We start from the raw sequence: 16,083 nt of genomic DNA, 5'->3' as shown, positions 1-16,083 counted from the left end.
ACCGGCACGTCACGCAAATCGTTCGCGAAGCGACTTCGGTCGCCGAGCACAAAGAAAAGGTAGCTGAAGTGGTATTCGCAGTAGTGCGCGCCGGTGGCCGGCAGGAAAAGGTCGAGGTTGGCTCGGTCGTTACGATGAACCGCGTCGTCGCAGACGACAAGGGCAAGGTTGTTCTGCCCGCCGTGCTGCTCGTCGACGGTGACAAGATCACCAGCGACGCTGACAAGCTCGCAAAGGTGACGGTCTCGGCCGAGGTTGTTGAGAACCTCCGCGGCCCGAAGATCCGCATCATGAAGTACAAGAACAAGACCGGTTACAAGAAGCGCCAGGGCCACCGCCAGGAGCTCACCACGGTCAAGATCACCGACATTAAGTAAGTCGTCAGGAGCATACTGAAATGGCACACAAGAAGGGCGCAAGCTCGTCCAAGAACGGCCGCGACTCCAACGCTCAGCGTCTCGGTGTGAAGCGCTTCGCTGGTCAGGAAGTCAACGCCGGTGAGATCCTCGTCCGCCAGCGCGGCACCAAGTTCCACCCCGGCGTTAACGTCGGCCGTGGCGGCGACGACACCCTTTTCGCTCTCGCGGGCGGCAAGGTCGAGTTCGGCGCCAAGGGCATGCGCAAGGTCGTGAACATCGTCGCAGCAGCCGAATAGGGTGCTGTGAGCCGGCAAACCGGCACACTTTGAAAAAGGGGCGGACACTCTCCGCCCCTTTTTCATTGCCGCACGTGGCCTGAACACGGGCGCCACGCGGGGCGGCACAATGGAACGGGAACGAAGGAGCATTCATGGCAACGTTCGTCGATGAGGTACGTCTGTACCTGCGCGCTGGCGACGGCGGCAATGGCTGCATGTCGATTCGCCGCGAAAAGTTCAAGCCGCTCGCTGGCCCTGACGGCGGCAACGGCGGTGACGGTGGCGACATCGTGCTCGTCGCCGACCCCGATGTGACCACCCTGCTCACCTACCACCACACGCCGCACCAGCGCAGCGACTCGGGTGGCTTCGGCATGGGCGATTACCGCAACGGCACGAAGGGCGCCGACCTCGAGCTGCCCGTGCCCGTTGGCACCGTCGTGCGCGACGGCGATGGCGAGGTCATCGTCGACCTCGACACGGCCGGGATGCGCTTTGTCGCGGCCGAGGGTGGCCTCGGCGGCCTCGGCAACAACTCGCTCGCGAACTCGAAGCGCAAGGCGCCGGGCTTCGCGCTGCTCGGCACGCCGGGCGAGACGACCGAGCTCGTGCTCGAGCTCAAGACGGTCGCCGACGTTGCGCTCGTGGGGTACCCGAGCGCCGGTAAGAGCTCGCTCATCGCTGCGATGAGCGCCGCGAAGCCGAAGATTGCCGACTACCCGTTCACCACGCTGCACCCGAACCTCGGTGTCATCGAGACCGGCAACAGCCGCTTCACAATGGCCGACGTGCCGGGCCTCATCGAGGGCGCGAGCGAGGGGCGCGGCCTTGGCCTCGAATTCCTTCGCCACGTCGAGCGCTGCGAGGCGCTCCTCCACGTGCTCGACTGCGCCACGCTCGAGCCGGGTCGCGACCCGCTCAGCGACCTCGACATCATCCTCGCCGAACTCGACGCCTATGAGGTGCCCGAGGGGCAGACACCGCTCACGCAGCGGCCCGCGATCGTCGCGCTGAACAAGATCGACGTGCCGGATGCGCGCGAGCTGGCCGAGTTCATCCGCCCCGATCTCGAGGCGCGAGGCTACAAGGTGTTCCTCGTGTCGACCGTTTCGCACGAGGGCCTGCGTGAGCTCGGCTTCGCGCTTGGAGACATCGTCGAGCAGGCCCGCGCCGCGCGTGCCGAGCAGACCGATCAGCGCGAGCGCATCGTCATTCGCCCGAAGGCGGTTGACGAGAAGGACTACACAATCCGCGTCGAGGGTGGCACCTGGGGTGACATTTACCGCATCCTCGGCCGCAAGCCCGAGCGCTGGGTGGCGCAGACCGATTTCGCGAACGACGAGGCCGTCGGCTACCTCGCCGACCGCCTCGCGAAGCTCGGCCTCGAGGATGCCCTCGTCGCGAAGGGCGCGCAGGCCGGCTCGACCGTGGTGATCGGCCCGGGCGACGGCATGATCTTCGACTGGGAGCCGACGCTTTCGTCGGCCGCCGAGGTGATGACGGCGCGCGGCTCGGACATCCGCTTCGAGGACCGCACGCGCCGCACCACGAAGGAGCGCCGCGAGGACTACTACCGCTGGATGGACGCGAAGGCGGCCGCCCGCGAGCAGCTTGAGGACGAACGCAAGGCCGGCATCTGGAACGGCGACGACGACGCGGCCGAATCGGCTGAGAACTCGCGCTAGGATGGTAGCTATGTTCGAGCTTCCCGCAGTGATCCAGTCGGCCGGTGAAATGATCGTGCACCCGGGCGAGATGTGGTTTCCCCCGATCGTGTTCGGCATCATCACCCTCGTGATTCTGCTGGTCTGCGCCCTCGTGACCTTCTCGTTCCGCAACATGGCCGCGAGCCACCCCGAGAACCCGACGGTCTATGTGTATGAGCCCATCGGCCACCCGGGTCACCCGATTGCCGCTGGCGCCCACGAGGGTGCGCAAGCTGCCCCCGGCCACGAAGACGCACTCGTCCGCGACCAGATCGGCCGTTCGCAGGGTGAGCAGCGTGCTGCACAGCGGCACCAAGATCACTAGCGAACCACTGGCGTGACGCCGAACGAATTCGAGCCCGCCCAGCGCCGACGACACCGCGTCGGCATCATGGGTGGCACCTTCGATCCGATTCACCACGGCCACCTCGTCGCGGGCAGCGAAGTTGCGCAGCACTTCGACCTCGACGAGGTGTTCTTCGTTCCTACGGGCAACCCGTACATGAAAGACGGCGTCTCGCCGGCCGAGCACCGCTACCTCATGACGGTGATCGCGACCGCGTCGAACCCGCGCTTCAAGACGAGCCGCGTCGACATCGACCGCCCGGGGCCGACCTACACCATCGACACGCTGCGCGACTTTCACCGCCTCATGCCCGAGGCCGAGCTCTTCTTCATCACGGGCGCCGACGCCGTGACGCAGATTCTCGAGTGGAAAGACGCCGACGAGATGTTCGCGCTCGCGCACTTCGTCGCCGTCACGCGACCCGGGCACGAGCTCGACCTCGCGGGCCTGTCGCTCGAGAACGTCTCGGTGCTCGAGATTCCCGCGCTCGCCATTTCGTCGACCGACTGCCGTGCGCGCGTCCGCGCTGGGGCCCAAGTCTGGTACCTCGTGCCAGACGGCATCGTGCAATACATCACCAAGAACCGGCTCTATCGGCCGGATGAACAGCGCAGCATTTAGCTGCCGGGTTGGAGCCTTGATCTATGACCGCTTCTGAGAACGCCATCGCATTGACCAAGGCGGCCGCACTGGCCGCCGACGAGCGTCAGGCCACCGAGCAGATCGGCCTCGACGTGAGCGAGACGCTGCCGTACGCCGACGTGTTTCTCGTCGCTTCCGGCCGCAACGAGCGCATGGTGCTCTCGATCGCCGAAGAGATCGAAGACAAGCTGCGCGAGGATTTCGGCGTGAAGTCGCTGCGCAAGGAAGGCACCGAACTCGGCCGCTGGGTGCTGCTCGACTTCGGCGACCTCGTTGTGCACGTGTTCCACGAAGAAGAGCGCGAGTACTACTCGCTCGAGCGTCTCTGGCGCGATGCGCCGGTCGTGCCGCTGGGCCTCGCCGAGGCGGCGGACGTGGCTGCCGCGGCGAGCGACGCCGAGGCCGAGGGCGACGACGAGCCCGACGCCGACCAGGCGCCGGAGTAGCAGCGTAGGGTGACGACCCCCGCGATTCCCGAGCAGCGCAACTGGCTCGGGCTCATCCTCGTCGGCGTTGCCGTGGGCGTGGCCTCCGGCCTGTTCGGGGTGGGCGGCGGCATCATCATCGTGCCGGCGCTCGTCTACCTGCTGCACTATGACCACAAGATCGCCTCGGGCACCTCGCTGCTCGCGATCGTGATTCCGGCCGCGGTCGGTGTGGTGAGCTACGGGCTGCGTGGGGATGTGGATTACCTCCTCGCGCTGCTGCTCGCGATCGGTTCGATCGTCGGCGCGCCGATCGGGGCCTGGCTGCTCAAGCGGCTCGAGAAGCGCATCGTGCAGATCGTGTTCATCTGCTTCCTGGTGATCGTCATTGTCACGCTGTTCTTGGTGGTGCCGTCGCGCGATGCCGAGGTGCACGTCGACCTGCTCAGCGGCGCGCTAATCGTGCTCGTCGGCCTCGTGGCCGGCATCGCGGGCGGCCTGCTCGGCATTGGTGGGGGAGTGATCGTCGTGCCCGCGCTCGTCGTGCTGTTCGGCGCGAGCGACCTCGTCGCGAAGGGCACCTCGCTGCTCATGATCATCGCGACCGGCATCTCGGGCACCGTCGCGAACATTCGCAATCGCAACGTCGACCCGGTTGGCGCGCTGATGCTGGGCGTCGCCGCGGGCGTCGTGACGCCCTTCAGCGTGTGGCTCTCGACCGTGTTGTCGCCGTTCGCTGCGAACATGGCGTTCTCGGTATTCCTCGTGCTCGTGATCATCCGCATGATCTGGGATGTGCGTTCGCAGTCGAAGAAGTAGGGCGGATGCGCGGGGCTTGGCTCACCGAGGCGGGCTCAACTTGCGCGGTCGTTCAGATCTGGGCTATATTCGTTGAGTTGCTTCCCCAGTGGGAAGCCCCAAATTGGGCCTATGGCGCAGCTGGTAGCGCACCTGCATGGCATGCAGGGGGTCAGGGGTTCGAATCCCCTTAGGTCCACCATGTGATGAGTCGGGACACAAGCGACAGTTTGTGTCCCGACTCATTGGGTTTCCGCCCCTGGCCATCGGCCGGGGGCATTTTGTTGGTTGCGCCAGTACGCTTTCGCGTCGTTGATGGTGTGGGTTGCGACGAGTTCGCCGGATTCGAGGTGGATGACGGTGACGTCGTGTGTGGTGACGAGCATGATCACGGGCTTTTCCGCATGGATGATGCCGACGCCGAGGTGGCGGAGTCGGCCGTTGTGGCGGAGGGTGAGTTTCCCGAACTTGTCGATGTGGTCGTGCCGGATTCGAAGCAGCCGGTCCGTTGAGGTGCCGGTCGGGGTCGCTTTCGCGGTCGCGTGGTAGGCCGTGGCCGGGGTGCGGCGGCCGAGGGCGCGGTGGGGTCGTTCAGTGTTGTAGATGTGCCGGAACTCGTCGAGTTGTGTTTGGAGGGCGGGGAGGTCCTTCGCGTCGGGGCGTTGGCGGAGGTACTGCTTCAGGGTTTGGTGGAAACGTTCGATCTTGCCTTGGGTTTGTGGGTGGCCGGGTGACCCGTTTTTCTGTGTGATGCCTAGCACGATGAGGAGGCGTTCGAACCGGTTGGTGCCGCCGACGAAGCGGGCGGTGTAGACGACGCCGTTGTCGGTGAGGGTGCTGGCGGGCAGGCCGTAGGTGTTGACCGCGGTGGTGAAGGTGTCGATGACTTGGGTGATGGACTCGGTCGTACTGGCGGTGCAGATCGTGACCGACCAGGCAGTGCTCGTTGACCTGTGGCTGAGGTACCGGATGGCGACGCTGGCGCCGTGGCCTATGCGGGTTCAACGATCGGCTCTTCACGAAAGAGGCAGGTCATGAGATAATTGGGGTAGATCGTGACGCTCGGTCGAGCCCGTCCGGCTCCCATCGCGACACCTCTCTCGGCACCGCCTCCGGCGCGGCACCTTAGCAGTCTCAGTGGTCGTCGGTAGCGTAGGACACGCCCCGAGAGCACAACTTAAGACGCGCCCTGCGGCGCAGAGGAGACCCACAGCATGGCACGCGCCGCGACGCCGAAACCGAAGAAGACACTCGAGCAGACCCTCTGGGAGGCTGCCGACAAGCTGCGCGGCAACCAGGAGCCGAGTGAATACAAGCACGTCGTGCTGGGCTTGGTGTTCCTCAAGTACATCTCCGACCGTTTCGAAGAGCGACGGGCGACGCTGGAGGCAGAACTGGCTGCAGAGGGCATCAAACCCGAGCGGCTGCCCGACTTCCTGGAGGACCGTGACGAATACACCAGCCACAACGTGTTCTGGGTGCCGGAGCTGGCGCGCTGGGGTTACATCCAGTCGGTAGCGAAGCAGCCCGAGATCGGTCAGCAGATCGACCAAGCGATGGATCTCATCGAGAAGGAGAACCCGTCGCTGCGCGGTGTGCTCCCGCGCAACTACGGCCGTGACGGGCTTGATAAGCGGCGCCTTGGCGAGCTCGTCGACCTGATCGGTTCGATCGGCTTCACCGAGACGGACGACCACGGCGCCGACGACGTGCTGGGCCGCGTGTACGAGTACTTCCTCGGCCAGTTCGCCGGCAAGGAGACCGGCAAGGACGCCGGGGCCTTCTACACGCCGCGTTCGGTGGTCAAGACGTTGGTCGAGATGCTGGAGCCCTACCAGGGCCGCGTGTATGACCCCGCTGCGGGATCGGGCGGCATGTTCGTGCAGTCGGCCGAGTTTGTGAAGGCGCACGGCGGCAAGGGCACCGACATCTCCGTCTACGGGCAGGAGTTCACGGACACGACGTGGAAGCTCGCGAAGATGAACCTGGCGCTGCGCGGCATCGAGGCCGACATGGGGCCGCGCTCGGCGGACTCATTCACCGATGACCTACACCCGGATCTGCGCGCGGACTTCGTGATCGCCAACCCGCCATTCAACGTCTCGGACTGGTGGGACGCGAAGCTCGAAGGCGACCCGCGCTGGCAGTATGGCACCCCGCCCCAGGGGAACGCAAACTTCGCGTGGGTGCAGCACTTCATCCACCACCTGAGCCCGCGGGGCACGGCGGGCTTCGTGCTGGCGAACGGATCGCTGTCCGCCAAGACAAGCGGCGAGGGCGACATTCGTCGCAAGCTCGTCGAGACCGACCTGGTCGACTGCATCGTGGCGATGCCCGACAAGCTGTTCTTCAACACCGGCATCCCCGTCTCACTCTGGTTCGTCTCCAAAGCCCGGCACGGCAACGGGCACCGCGAGCGCCGCGGCGAGGTGCTCTTCATCGACGCCCGAAAGCTCGGCACGATGGAGTCACGCCGCCTGCGCGTGCTCACCGACGACGACATCGCGAAGATTGCCGGTATATACCACGCCTGGCGCAACCATGATGGCGGCTACGAGGACACGCCCGGCTTCGCGAAGGCTGCGTCGCTGGAAGAGATCACTAAGCACGACTTCGTGCTCACGCCGGGCCGCTACGTCGGCGCTGCCGAGGCCGAGGTAGACGACGAGCCGATCGACGAGAAGATCGAGCGCCTCACGAAGGAGCTCTTCGCGGAGTTCGAACGCGGACGCGAGTTGGAAGACGAGGTTCGTCGGCGGTTGGGAGAGCTATCAAGATGATCAGCATCCCTTTACGTGAAGCAGCGCAGCTAGTAATAGATCACCGTGGCAAGACACCTAAGAAGCTCGGCGGAGATTGGACAGAGTCGGGTCATCGCGTTGTATCGGCGCTAAACATTAAGAACAGCCGCGTAGATAGTAATGAACATCACTACATCAGTACTGAAATGTACGAAAAATGGATGCCTGATCCCCTTCGCGCAGGCGATGTCTTGGTAACTTCCGAAGCGCCACTCGGCGAGGTCGCATTCCTGGATCGTGATGTTGAATGGGCGCTCGGTCAGCGCCTTTTTGCGCTCAGGGCGAGGCCGGAGATTCTGGATGGCCGTTACCTGTACTACCTCTTGAAAGGTGGCAAGCCACGAGAGGAGCTCTTTGCTCGGGCTACGGGCACCACCGTTTTAGGCATACGTCAGGCAGAGCTAGTAAGGATTCAGCTCGAGCTACCCTCGCTCGGTGAGCAGCGTGCCATCGCCGCGACACTGGGTGCGCTCGACGACAAGATCGAGTCGAACCGGCAACTTGCTGAACGAGCGTCGGCGGTGATCGATGCATCTGCCTCGCAACTTCTGGCGCGCACATCGACGGAGGTTCTTCCTCTCGCCGACCTTGTGGAGTTCAATCGGCTGAGCGTGAAGCCACACTCGACCGATGCCTTGCGCTACATCGACATCGCGTCAGTATCACCGGGGCAGATCGACTCGGTTCAGGAGCTGACTTGGGATGAGGCGCCGAGTCGGGCACGACGTGGTGTGAGCGATGGTGACGTAATTTACTCGACCGTGCGCCCTGGCAACCGCGCCTTTGCTCTGATTGTTGACCCGACCCCCGGCAGCGTCGCCTCGACCGGTTTCGCCGTCATGAGCCCGAGCGTCCGATTGGGCTCATCGATGTTAACGAGCGTGGTGGGAGCGCCCGAGTTCGCTGAGTACCTCGAATCGGTCGCACACGGTAGTGCGTATCCCGCCGTCGGTATTCAGGCGATGGGCAGCTATCCGGTTGTTGTACCGAAGGAAGCCGTTGTCGCCGAGCAGTTCGAGGCAGACACGATGCCGCTGCGGCGCCGTGTCGCTCAGGCTCGGGCTGAGTCGGAACGTCTTGCTGCGCTGCGCGACACCCTCCTCCCTGAACTCCTCTCCGGCCGCATGCGCGTCCCTGTTGAAGGAGTCGCAGCATGACAGGAGTTAACCTCGATTGGGTTGTTGATCAACTCGACATCTTCATTGAATTGACCAAGGGGCATTGGGAGGGGAATCCGGAAGATGTCGGTGTGTGGTGGGTGGTCGAAGGAGACGAAGACTCCATCAAGTTGCAGCTTCCAGTCGTTGAACGCATCCTTGATCGTTACCTGCCCGGATGGCAGAAAGAAGATCTGTCATATGACCGTGAAGATCCGCAGGAGCAAGTATGGGCGAAGCACCGTAATCTAGCGCTCCGGGCGCGTGGGATCGTCGATCGTGAAGATGAGGTGCGAAAGAACCTTGGCGATGACGCCCCGGAGATATCCGCTGCAAACCTGCATCCTTGGGTCTGGAGTGGAGCACAGTCGCTCTGGCGATCTGGTCACTATCGCTCAGCCGTCGAGGATGCCGCCAAAAAGCTGAATGCCGAGATTCAGAACAAGCTCGGCCGCCGAGATGTCAGCGAAACTGATCTCTTTAAGCAGACCTTCAGCCTCGACTCGCCTGTGCCCGGCAAGCCACGCCTGCGCCGGATGAAGGATGACGGCAGCGATACGTACAAGTCGATGCAACGCGGAGCTATGGCGCTAGCCGAGGGATTCTACGCGGGCATCCGCAATCCGTTCAATCATGAAGATCCCCGCGATATCGACGAGCAGATCGGGCTCGAATACCTCGCTGCGCTGAGTGTTCTGGCGCGCTGGGTGGATGAATCGACGTTGGAGGTTGCATCGTGAGCGCGTTCAACGAGAACACCGTCGAGCTGGCGGCGTTGGAGTACTTCGCGGAGCTGGGCTACCGCACCCTGCACGGCCCGGACATCGCTCCTGGCGAGCCGGGAGCGGAGCGCGATTCCTATGAGGAGGTGTTCCTCTGGGGACGGCTGCGTGATGCGATCGGACGGATCAATCCCGGTACTTCCCCTGCCCTTGTCGACGAGGCGATCAAGCGGGTGCGTCGTGCGGAGTCGCAGAGCCCGATCGATGAGAACTACCGGCTGCATCAGCTCATCACGGAGGGCGTGCCTGTTGAGCATCGGGATGCCGACGGTGCACTGCGCACGACACGCCTGTGGCTGGTGGACTTCGAGCGCCCGGAGAACAACGACTGGGTGGCGATCAACCAGTTCACGATCATCGACAACGGCAAGAACCGCCGGCCTGACGTGCTGGTGCTGGTCAACGGTATGCCGCTGGCGCTGCTGGAGTTGAAGAATCCGGCTGCCGAGCACGCGACGTTGAAGTCAGCGTGGAACCAGGTGCAGACGTACCGGCAGGACATCCCGTCCGTGTTCGTGCCGAATGCGGTGACGGTTATCTCCGACGGTACTTCGGCAGCGATGAGCAGCTATGCAGCGGCGTTCGAGCACTATGCCCCGTGGAAAACGATCGAGGGCCGCGAGGTTGTGAGCGACCGCCCCGCCCTTGAGGTGCTGATCAAGGGAGTGTTTGAGCCGAAGCGGTTCCTTGACATCGTCCAGAACTTCGTTGTGTTCAGCGACGAGACGGCGACGGACAAGGCCACTGGGCAGCCGACGCGGGTGCTGGTGAAGCGGGTGGCGAAGTACCACCAGTACTGGGCGGTGAATGCGGCTGTCGAGTCGACCGTGCAGGCGTCTCGGCCTGATGGTGACCGTCGTGGTGGTGTGGTCTGGCACACCCAGGGGTCGGGCAAGAGCTTCGAGATGGTGTTCTACGCCGCGAAGATTATGCGGGATCCTCGGATGGCGAATCCGACGCTGGTGTTCATTACCGACCGCAACGACTTGGACGACCAGCTCTTCGGGGAGACATTCGCCCCTGCCCGCATCCTGCCGGAGACGCCGGTGCAGGCCACAACGCGTACTGACCTGCGGACGAAGTTGAAGCGCGCGTCAGGTGGCATCGTCTTTACGACGCTGCAGAAGTTCGCTCCCGGTGAGGATGGCGATGCCAACCCGGTGCTGACCGACCGGCGCAACGTCGTCGTCGTGGCCGACGAAGCGCATCGCAGCCAGTACGGCTTCGGAGAGACACTGGATCGTCACGGACGCTTGCGCTCAGGCTTGGCGAAGCACATGCGCGACGCCCTACCCGGCGCCACCTATCTCGGCTTCACCGGTACACCGATCGAATCGAACGACAAGTCCACGCGCTCGGTGTTCGGTGACTACATCGACGTCTACGACCTCACTCGTGCGGTCGAGGACGGCGCGACGGTGAAGATCTTCTACGAGTCGCGCCTGGCGAAGGTCGATCTGTCCGACGACGACCTTGCCGCGCTCGACGAACTGGCGGACGAGATCACCGAGACCGTCGAAGAGGACGCCGCCACGGCCGCGAAGTCCCGCTGGTCACGGCTGGAAGCCATCGTCGGCGCCGACTCGCGGCTCGACCTCATCGCCCGTGACATCGTCGAGCACTGGGAGAAACGACGAGAAGCGCTGCTCGGCAAGGGCATGATCGTCACGATGAGCCGCCGTATCGCGGTGCGGCTCTACGAGAAGATCGTCGCGCTTCGCCCGGACTGGCATTCGGACGATCCCGCCAAGGGCAAGATCAAGGTCGTCATGACCGGCTCGGCTGCTGACCCGGCCGAGTTCCAGCCGCACATCCACTCCAAGGACGTCCGCAAAGATCTCAAGCTCCGGGCGAAGAACCCCGACGACGAACTCGAGCTGGTAATCGTCCGCGACATGTGGCTGACCGGCTTCGATGCGCCCAGCATGCACACGATGTACGTCGACAAGACCATGCAGGGTGCAGGGCTCATGCAGGCTATCGCTCGAGTCAACCGCACCTTCCGGGACAAACCCGGCGGCCTCATCGTCGACTACATCGGCGTGTTCTCGAACCTCCAGGCGGCCCTCCAGGAGTACTCACCCTCCGACCGTGACCAGGCAGGCGTACCGATCGACGAGATGGTCGCCGTCATGCTGGAGAAGCACGACATCATCCGGGGACTGCTGCACGGCGTCGACTACGACTCCTCGCCGACACTCACCGCCTCCCAGCGCCTGGCGGAGTACGCCAAGGTGCTCGACTTCGTCATGGCCGACCCCGACCGCACCAAGCGCTTCAACGACCAGGTGCTCGCACTGGCCAAGGCGTTCGCTCTGGCTGGAGCGCGCGACGAGGCGGCAGCGATCCGCAACGACGTGCGATTGTTCACCGACGTGCGTGCAGCCATCTTGAAGATCCAGAACCCGGATTCTGGGCGTGGCGGCTCCGGCGCGGTTGAGATCGACACGGCACTGGGGCAGCTGCTCAACGAGGCGGTCGCCGCCGACCAGGTGGTTGACATCTACAAGCTCGCCGGCGTCGAGACGCCAGAGCTGTCGATCCTCAGCGACGAGTTCCTCGACTCGCTCGCGGAGAAGGACAAGCCCAACCTCCAGATGGGGTTGCTGCGGCGCCTCCTCAACGACCAGATCCGCACCGTGCAGCGCACCAACCTTGTGCAGGCACGGAAGTTCTCCGAGCTGCTTGACGAGGCGATCAATCGGTACACGAACCGATCGCTGACGACGGCGGAGATCATCGCGGAGCTGGTCAAGCTCGCCAAGCAAATGCGCGACGATGCCAAGCGCCAGGACGACCTCGGCCTGTCCGCTGCCGAGGTCGCTCTCTATGACGCCATTGCCCAGAATGATGCTGCCGTGCTGGAGATGGGCGATGCCACCCTCAAGAAGATCGCCGTCGACCTTGTCTGGGCCGTGCGCACCAGCGTCGTCATCGATTGGGATCAGAAGGAGAGCGTCCGCGCCTCGATGCGCTCGAAGGTGCGGCGTCTGCTCGCCAAATACGACTACCCGCCCGACGCTGAGGCAAAGGCGATCGAACTGGTGCTGGAGCAGGCGGAGCTGTTCGCTAAGGGGGAGGCATCGGAGGGATGAACCACGCGCCGAAGGAGCCGACCGAGAAGTCCAAGTGGAGCCTCATCCCACTTACCCCTGAGTATCTCGAAGCTGAGCACAGTGGCTACGTCTCGGCGCTTGAGGCTGCACTTGAAGACGATGAAATCCGTAACATCGCGCTGTCCGGAAACTACGGTGTCGGCAAGAGCAGTATCTTGCGGGAGCTCGGGAAGCGACTTGACGGCCGCGTTGTCGAGCTTTCGCTGTCGACCCTTGCCCCGATTGAAGCGTCCAAGTTAGACGAGTCGGTGCCGCTGCAGGCCACGACTCCGACGAACCGTATCCAGCAGGAGATCGTCAAGCAGCTGCTTTACCGGGAGGATCCGAGCAAGACGCCTGCGTCCAGATTTCGTCGAATCGAGCGCTTCCGGTGGTGGAGAGAGTTCGGCACGGCTGCACTGATCGGTCTGGCCGTTGCCGTCATTTTCTTGCTGACTGGCTGGACTGCGCAGGTTATAGCGACCTTCACGGCGATGAACGACCTCGGCGTCTGGACGCATCTGATCGTTTGGGTCGTGGCAACGACTGCGGTGCTCCTGGTGCGCTGGCTGTTCTACGGGAAGATCCGCATCAAGCAGCTGTCCGCCGGCGCAGCGACTGTCACCCTCGATGACAACGCTGTGTCGTACTTCGACCAGTACCTCGACGAGATCGTCTACTTCTTCGACGTGTCGGATCGTGACGTCGTGATCTTCGAGGACATCGACCGCTTTAACGACTCACACATCTTTGAGACGCTGCGTGCGCTGAACACGTTGCTCAACGCCTCGCCTCAGATCGAGAAGCCGATCCGCTTCATCTACGCGATCAAGGACAGCATCTTCGACCGGATCGGGCTGGAGGCGGAAGGCCGCAAGCTCGAGACAGGCGTACTGGCAATCGAGGATCCGGCGCAGGCTGAGGCGGTGCGTGCTAACCGCACCAAGTTCTTTGATCTCGTGATTCCGGTGGTGCCGTTCATCACGCATCGCAGTGCACGGAACCTGGCGACTCGGTTGCTGGGCGAGATCGAGCACAAAGTGGAGCCGGAACTGCTCGATCTGGCTGCGCAGTACGTCCCTGATATGCGGCTACTGAAGAACGTCCGCAACGAGTTCATCGTCTTCCGCGATCGAATCTTCTCAGGCGACGGTGAGCAACTCGACCTGAGCGAGACTGACTTGTTCGCGATGATGCTCTACAAAAGCACGCACCTCACGGACTTCGAGACGATCCGACTCGGTAAGAGCAATCTGGACACCCTCTACAAGCTCAGTCGCGAGCTGGTAACCGAGAACATCAAGCGGATCGAGGGCAAGCGTCGTACGCTTCGGCAGCGGCTTGCACGCAAGAGCGGCGCAGAGTCGCGCAGCTCCCACCTTGGGGACTTGCTGGCGGCGCACATCGAACGGACGGCAGCTTCGGCCTCAGCGCTAGGAAGCCGACGTCGGAACGGTTTGACATCCTCGGTTGATGGCGCCCCGAAGTCGGACGCGGATCTACGAAGTGCGGAGTTCTGGGCGGCTTTCGTTGCGGCGGATGGTGACCCAGAGCTCCGTCAGCAGATGTCGTCTGGCTACGTACTAACGTTCTCGCGATCCAGCCTTGTCGGCGCGCTCGGTGATCCATTGGATGCTGACAGCTGGAGCGATGCAGATCGGGATCCGCTGAATGAACAACTCAACGAGAAGTTCGAGGACATCAAGTTCCTGCGCGGTGCGGACATGGGTGATCTGATCAAGCGCCCGGAGTTTCTAGTCATGTTCAAGGAACTCGACACGCCTGCGAGCGAAGGTACGTCTGCGACCTACAAGGAGACGGCGCAGTCGCTTGAGTACGTCGCCAAGGCACTGCTCAAGCCCGGCTTGGCCTATCAGCTTGTTCGGGCCGGACACATCAACCGCAATTTCACGCTGTACACCTCGACGTTCCACGGCGACCGCGTAAGCCCAGCGGCGACGAACTTCATCATCCACCACGTCGAGCGAGGCCTGATGGATGCGCACTTTGAACTTGGCCCGGAGGATGTCGATGCCGTCGTACGGGAACGTGGCAAGAGCGCACTGAAAGAACCAGCGCTCTACAACATCGCGATCCTTGATCGTCTCCTTGCAGCCAACGTTGATGCAGCCGACATCATGGTTCGTTCGCTGGTTGGCCTGGGAGAGAGTCAGACGCAGTTCCTGCAAGCGTACTTGACCGCCGGTGAGCAGCGCGCACAACTCGTCCAGCGGTTTGTGACAGTGTCGCCGAGAACGCTTCTCTACCTCGTGAACCAAGCGGAGCTGGACGACGCTTCGCAGCTAGAACTAGTAGACGTTGCACTGGCGAATCTGTCATCGTCAGCGCAGCGCACGGACGCGCGGGTCGTCGATTATCTACGAAAGCACTACGCGGAGTTCTCCGTCCTCACGAACGACGGGATGTCCGCCCAGGCACAGCGAGTTGGAGCGCTCTTCGCCGAGGCGAGTATCACGCTGCCTAGCCTGACGCCGCTCTCGGCAAGTGCCCGTCCGTCGTTCGTCTCGCGCAGTTTGTACGACATCACGCATGAGAACCTGACCCTCGCGATTGGCAATGACGAGACGGTTGCTCTCGACGTCATCCGAGCGGCGAACAAGACGGTCTACGACTACGTCCTCGAATATATCGATGTCTATCTGGGCGCGATCGAAGGCTCTTCCGCAGCGGTCGATACAGGTGAGCAGTTCATCGCAGTGCTCGAGGAACTACTCGAGCAAGGGACGCCGCGCCTGGCCGACGTGGTTGAGCGCGCTGCGCCAGCGTGCCAGGTTGTCGATCTTGGCGCCATCTCCGAGGGAGCGTGGCCGGCGTTGGCTATGCATCAGCGGTTCCCTGCAACGTTCAACAACGTCAGCCGATACGTTGCTGCTCTTGGAGTCGATGCCCACCTCACTCCGCTGCTGGCCGCAGCAGGCACGCTCACCGAGGCTGAGTCGGCCGACGAGGGCGAGAAGACCACGTTGGCGACCACGATCCTTGCGGCGCGGGAGCAGCTGCCAGCCGCAACACTGCGCGCGGACCTTGTTGCGAGCTTGAAGCTGGGCAGCCACCTCGAGATTGGGGAGATTGCTGCCGAGACCGGCGACTTGTTCGCGCTACTCCTCAAGTACGACATCATCTCGGACACCGCCGAGTCATACGCGCACCTTGCGGCGACTGAGTGGCCAACGCGAAGGGCGTTCATCCGCGAGTCGGAGAAGTTCGCGAGCTACATGACGCCGGAGCTGGTGCAGCCGGATCTGGCGGCGCTTCTCGCCGACAATGAGATCGAGGACGCGATCAAGCGGGTGAGCGTCGAGCAGTCTGAAGCCTACGCCGAGGTCGCTGGGCAGCGAGGGCTGAATGAACTGGCGCGCCTTGCTGTGAAGCACGGGCACACCATCCCGTCCGTCGTCGTGCAGAAGATGGCGCAGGGTGGCGCTTCTGCGCAGTACGTAGTACCGCTTCTCGAACCGCACCTCGGCGACCTTGCCCGCGCAGACCTCTTCGCGATCTTGCAGGAGCTGGGAGGCGACTATTCGAAGCTGACCGCAGTGGGACGCACCGCCCTGCATGTCGCAAATACACCTGCAGACCGAGCCCTCCTTGAGTGCTTGAAACAGCACGGAACTGTCAGCTCGTACGACGCGGACGTGTCGCCTATCAAGGTGAACAGGAAGCATAAGTAGAG

General features: G+C 63.2%; 13 protein-coding genes and 1 tRNA gene. 13 read left to right on the top strand and 1 reads right to left on the bottom strand.

Annotated elements, in window-relative coordinates:
• Positions 1 to 68 precede the first annotated feature (68 nt).
• The 8 genes from rplU to M3M28_RS09030 all read left to right on the top strand — a co-directional run bounded on the left by rplU (position 69) and on the right by M3M28_RS09030 (position 4,756).
• Positions 69 to 377 carry a 50S ribosomal protein L21 gene (rplU, locus tag M3M28_RS09065; RefSeq protein ID WP_249386149.1) on the top strand — a complete coding sequence of 103 codons (309 nt, stop codon included), beginning with the start codon at positions 69 to 71 and terminating at the stop codon, positions 375 to 377.
• Positions 378 to 397: 20 nt separating this feature from the next.
• Entirely contained in the window at positions 398 to 655 is a 258-nt protein-coding gene (gene rpmA / locus M3M28_RS09060; protein ID WP_125107128.1) for a 50S ribosomal protein L27, read from the top strand.
• Positions 656 to 789: 134 nt separating this feature from the next.
• Positions 790 to 2,322, top strand: coding sequence for a GTPase ObgE (gene obgE / locus M3M28_RS09055; protein WP_249386148.1), 1,533 nt, complete (start codon positions 790 to 792; stop codon positions 2,320 to 2,322).
• Between the two features lie 10 nt (positions 2,323 to 2,332).
• On the top strand, positions 2,333 to 2,668 hold the full coding sequence (locus tag M3M28_RS09050) for a hypothetical protein (RefSeq protein ID WP_249386147.1): 336 nt from the start codon (positions 2,333 to 2,335) through the stop codon (positions 2,666 to 2,668).
• Positions 2,669 to 2,734: 66 nt separating this feature from the next.
• Positions 2,735 to 3,310 carry a nicotinate-nucleotide adenylyltransferase gene (nadD, locus tag M3M28_RS09045; protein ID WP_211198313.1) on the top strand — a complete coding sequence of 192 codons (576 nt, stop codon included), beginning with the start codon at positions 2,735 to 2,737 and terminating at the stop codon, positions 3,308 to 3,310.
• Between the two features lie 23 nt (positions 3,311 to 3,333).
• Complete coding sequence (gene rsfS / locus M3M28_RS09040) at positions 3,334 to 3,777, top strand: ribosome silencing factor (RefSeq protein ID WP_249386146.1); 444 nt, start codon at positions 3,334 to 3,336, stop codon at positions 3,775 to 3,777.
• A gap of 9 nt (positions 3,778 to 3,786) precedes the next feature.
• A complete protein-coding gene (locus tag M3M28_RS09035) occupies positions 3,787 to 4,575 on the top strand; it encodes a sulfite exporter TauE/SafE family protein (RefSeq protein ID WP_249386145.1) in 789 nt (262 codons plus the stop codon).
• A gap of 105 nt (positions 4,576 to 4,680) precedes the next feature.
• Positions 4,681 to 4,756 (top strand) — tRNA-Ala (locus M3M28_RS09030).
• 40 nt (positions 4,757 to 4,796) lie between these two features.
• Here M3M28_RS09030 and M3M28_RS09025 read toward each other — a convergent pair.
• Positions 4,797 to 5,315, bottom strand: a complete 519-nt coding sequence (locus tag M3M28_RS09025) for a transposase (RefSeq protein WP_249386144.1) — start codon at positions 5,313 to 5,315, stop codon at positions 4,797 to 4,799.
• A gap of 453 nt (positions 5,316 to 5,768) precedes the next feature.
• Between M3M28_RS09025 and M3M28_RS09020 the strand changes: the two genes are divergently transcribed.
• Genes M3M28_RS09020 through M3M28_RS09000 form a run of 5 tightly spaced genes read left to right on the top strand, consistent with a single transcriptional unit; the run spans position 5,769 to position 16,081 of the window.
• Positions 5,769 to 7,334 (top strand): class I SAM-dependent DNA methyltransferase, encoded by a 1,566-nt coding sequence (locus M3M28_RS09020; protein WP_249386143.1) that lies wholly within the window; start codon positions 5,769 to 5,771, stop codon positions 7,332 to 7,334.
• Positions 7,331 to 8,512 carry a restriction endonuclease subunit S gene (locus tag M3M28_RS09015; protein ID WP_249386142.1) on the top strand — a complete coding sequence of 394 codons (1,182 nt, stop codon included), beginning with the start codon at positions 7,331 to 7,333 and terminating at the stop codon, positions 8,510 to 8,512. Before M3M28_RS09020 ends, M3M28_RS09015 begins: the two co-directional genes overlap by 4 nt.
• On the top strand, positions 8,509 to 9,252 hold the full coding sequence (locus M3M28_RS09010; protein ID WP_249386141.1) for a TIGR02391 family protein: 744 nt from the start codon (positions 8,509 to 8,511) through the stop codon (positions 9,250 to 9,252). The genes M3M28_RS09015 and M3M28_RS09010 overlap by 4 nt, the downstream gene beginning before the upstream one ends.
• Positions 9,249 to 12,389: a type I restriction endonuclease subunit R gene (locus M3M28_RS09005; RefSeq protein WP_249386140.1), complete on the top strand. Its 3,141-nt coding sequence runs from the start codon at positions 9,249 to 9,251 to the stop codon at positions 12,387 to 12,389. Before M3M28_RS09010 ends, M3M28_RS09005 begins: the two co-directional genes overlap by 4 nt.
• Positions 12,386 to 16,081 carry a YobI family P-loop NTPase gene (locus tag M3M28_RS09000; protein ID WP_249386139.1) on the top strand — a complete coding sequence of 1,232 codons (3,696 nt, stop codon included), beginning with the start codon at positions 12,386 to 12,388 and terminating at the stop codon, positions 16,079 to 16,081. Before M3M28_RS09005 ends, M3M28_RS09000 begins: the two co-directional genes overlap by 4 nt.
• Positions 16,082 to 16,083 lie beyond the last annotated feature (2 nt).

The organism is Gulosibacter sediminis (assembly GCF_023370115.1).
GTDB lineage: Bacteria > Actinomycetota > Actinomycetes > Actinomycetales > Microbacteriaceae > Gulosibacter > Gulosibacter sediminis_A.
Note: the sequence above shows the minus strand (reverse complement) of the source record. Positions and strands in the feature narration are given on the sequence as shown.

What these genes read in the sequence shown, in the direction of transcription:
- M3M28_RS09000 (WP_249386139.1), top strand. Translation starts at nt 12,386, where the DNA reads ATGAACCACGCGCCGAAGGAGCCGACCGAGAAGTCCAAGTGGAGCCTC.
- M3M28_RS09020 (WP_249386143.1), top strand. Translation starts at nt 5,769, where the DNA reads ATGGCACGCGCCGCGACGCCGAAACCGAAGAAGACACTCGAGCAGACC.
- rpmA (WP_125107128.1), top strand. Translation starts at nt 398, where the DNA reads ATGGCACACAAGAAGGGCGCAAGCTCGTCCAAGAACGGCCGCGACTCC.
- M3M28_RS09015 (WP_249386142.1), top strand. Translation starts at nt 7,331, where the DNA reads ATGATCAGCATCCCTTTACGTGAAGCAGCGCAGCTAGTAATAGATCAC.
- M3M28_RS09050 (WP_249386147.1), top strand. Translation starts at nt 2,333, where the DNA reads ATGTTCGAGCTTCCCGCAGTGATCCAGTCGGCCGGTGAAATGATCGTG.
- obgE (WP_249386148.1), top strand. Translation starts at nt 790, where the DNA reads ATGGCAACGTTCGTCGATGAGGTACGTCTGTACCTGCGCGCTGGCGAC.
- nadD (WP_211198313.1), top strand. Translation starts at nt 2,735, where the DNA reads ATGGGTGGCACCTTCGATCCGATTCACCACGGCCACCTCGTCGCGGGC.
- rsfS (WP_249386146.1), top strand. Translation starts at nt 3,334, where the DNA reads ATGACCGCTTCTGAGAACGCCATCGCATTGACCAAGGCGGCCGCACTG.
- M3M28_RS09010 (WP_249386141.1), top strand. Translation starts at nt 8,509, where the DNA reads ATGACAGGAGTTAACCTCGATTGGGTTGTTGATCAACTCGACATCTTC.